General features: G+C 62.5%; 2 protein-coding genes. Both read left to right on the top strand.

Going from position 1 to position 2548, the window contains the following annotated elements; all coding sequences use genetic code 11:
* The first annotated feature begins 160 nt into the window (after positions 1–160).
* A complete protein-coding gene (gene istA / locus ACV229_RS40425) occupies positions 161–1657 on the top strand; it encodes an IS21 family transposase (RefSeq protein ID WP_448088637.1) in 1497 nt (498 codons plus the stop codon).
* A complete protein-coding gene (gene istB, locus ACV229_RS40420) occupies positions 1654–2475 on the top strand; it encodes an IS21-like element helper ATPase IstB (RefSeq protein ID WP_448088636.1) in 822 nt (273 codons plus the stop codon). The genes istA and istB overlap by 4 nt, the downstream gene beginning before the upstream one ends.
* Positions 2476–2548: the final 73 nt, after the last annotated feature.

Raw genomic sequence — 2548 nt, 5'->3', positions numbered from 1 at the left:
TGGGCGGCGACAATCATTTTGGCCGGTATAGCGACAAAGGTTTTGGCCGGTGGGGAGGAGCCGGAGGCGGCGTAGCCGCCGGAGGCTCCTCCCCACCGGCGGCGCCGAGTCGGCCGGATTCTACGATGGCGGATCGAATCAAGAAGAAGCGATCCGCCGCATGTCTGGAACCCGAATCACCGACCAACAGGTTCGTCTCTACATGTCCAAACGTAAGCTCCATACTCAAGAAGTCGCCGCAGCCAAATCCGGCATCAGTGTGCGCAGCGCGCGACGCATCGAACATGACGCCACGCTACCGTCACAGAAGACGCGACGTTACTGGCGCTCCCGTCCAGATCCGTTCGCTGCCGTGTGGGATGCTGAAGTTGTGCCGATGCTCAGCAACACGCCACGGCTGCAAGCCATCACGATCTTGCGCAAGCTGCAGGACGATCATCCCGGGGATTATCCCGACAGCATGCGTCGCACGCTCGAGCGGCGCGTCACGCACTGGCGGGCGGTGGCTGGCCCGTCCAAGGAAGTGTTCTTCCCCCAGCAGCACGAACCCGGTGTGCGTGGTTTGTCGGACTTCACCGACATGAATGATCTGCGCATCACGATAGCCGGTGCGCCGTTCGATCACCGGCTGTATCACTTCGTACTGGCATTCTCCCGATGGGAGTACGCCAACGTTGTCGAAACCGGTGAAAGCTTCGAGGCCCTGTCCGGCGGCTTGCAGAATGCGCTGTGGCAAGCCGGAGGCTGTCCGCGCGAGCACCGCACCGACAGCCTGTCGGCGGCGTTCAAGAATCTGCAGGACGAAGAGGACTTCACGGTACGCTACGCCTCGTTGCTTGAGCACTACGGCATGACCGGCACCCGCAACAATCGCGGTCAGGGGCACGAGAACGGCAGCGTCGAATCGTCCCATCGCTATCTGAAGGAAGCGCTCGATCAGGCATTGATGCTGCGTGGCCATCGGGACTTCGACGATCGCGCGGCCTACAACGAATTTCTGCGTGAGGTCGTGATGCGCCGCAACCGGCGTAATGCAGCGGCATTCCGTATCGAGCGCGAACAGCTCGCAGACTTGCCAATGCGGCGTACCACCGACTTCGTCGAGGAAGAAGCACGCGTCACGCGATGCAGCACGTTCACGGTGCGAGGCATCCTGTATAGCGCGCCGTCGCGCCTGATCGGTCATCGCCTGAAGGTGCGCGTCTACGCCGACCGACTCGACTGCTATCTGAGCGGCGCCCTCGTGCACAGCACACCGCGCGGCTCCCGCGCCGGCGATAACCGTCGCGCCCTCGACTATCGACACTTCATCGATGGCTTGAAGCGCAAACCCCAGGCCTTCAAGGGACTCGCGTTTCGCGACGAGCTGTTCCCCCGTGAAGCCTACCGCCGCACTTGGGAGGTACTCGAGGCAAAACTGACGCAGCGCGAGGCCTGCAAGACGATGGTTGGTCTGCTTGAACTGGCCGGACTCGATGGCGTCGAGGCCGTGCTGGCCGCACGGCTCGAGGCTTTGCTGACGGAAGGCCGACTGCCGGACCTGAAGGCGCTGCGCGAAGAACTCGCGCCGCGTCAGGCTGACTGTCCGGTCGTCAACGTCGACATGCCGTCGGCAAGCTGCTATGACGCGCTGCTCGGCGAGGAGGTGCTCGCATGAACGCACCCGCCTACGATGCAGGCCGTCTGGCCCTGATGCTCAATGAATTGCGCTTGCCGACCGTTGCGCGCCTGTGGCCCGAGTTCGCCCAGCGCTCCGACAAGGAAGGCTGGCAAGCCACGCGACTGCTCGGTGCGCTGTTCGAGCATGAACTGGCCGAACGTGCCAAACGACGTATCGAGCGACACCGAACCGAATCCCATCTGGATCCGACCAAGACACTCGACAGCTTCGACTTCGGCATGGTGCCGATGGTCGCGAAGGCACATGTGATGGCGCTTGCCGCCGGCGATTCGTGGCTGGAGAAAGGTGCCACGGTGCTCTTGTTCGGGCCGCCAGGCGCCGGAAAAAGTCATTTGGGGGCCGCTATCGGTCACGCTCTGATCGACGCTGGCCACCGTGTGCTGTTCACGCGTACGGCCGAGCTCGTCCAGAAGCTGCAGGCCGCTCGGCAGAGCCTGCAGTTGCCCGCGCTGCTCACCAAGCTTGACCGCTTCGACCTGATCATCCTCGACGACCTGTCGTACGTGCGCAAGGATCAAGCTGAAACCAGCGTGCTGTTCGAGCTGATCGCCGAACGATACGAGCGGCGCAGCCTGCTGATCACCGCCAACCAGCCGTTCTCTGGCTGGAACGATGTGTTCCCCGACCCATCGATGACGGTCGCGGCCATCGATCGTCTGGTCCATCACTCGACGATCTTCGAAATGAACGTCGAGAGCTACCGACGACGCACCGCCAGCGACAAACAGACCGGCCGGCGCCGACAATCATCCAGCGACAACCATGACGGAGGAGCGACAAACATGAACGAATAACCACCGACAATTACTCCGGTCGACCGGCCAAGATGGTCGTCGGTAAACCGGCCATGCTGCTTGACGCTATCTA

The sequence above is a fragment of the Burkholderia sp. MR1-5-21 genome (genome assembly GCF_053427715.1).
This window is presented reverse-complemented; position numbering and strand designations above follow the sequence as displayed.

Excerpts from the sequence above, each read along its gene's own strand:
- istA (WP_448088637.1), top strand. The coding sequence starts at position 161 with ATGTCTGGAACCCGAATCACCGACCAACAGGTTCGTCTCTACATGTCC.
- istB (WP_448088636.1), top strand. The coding sequence starts at position 1,654 with ATGAACGCACCCGCCTACGATGCAGGCCGTCTGGCCCTGATGCTCAAT.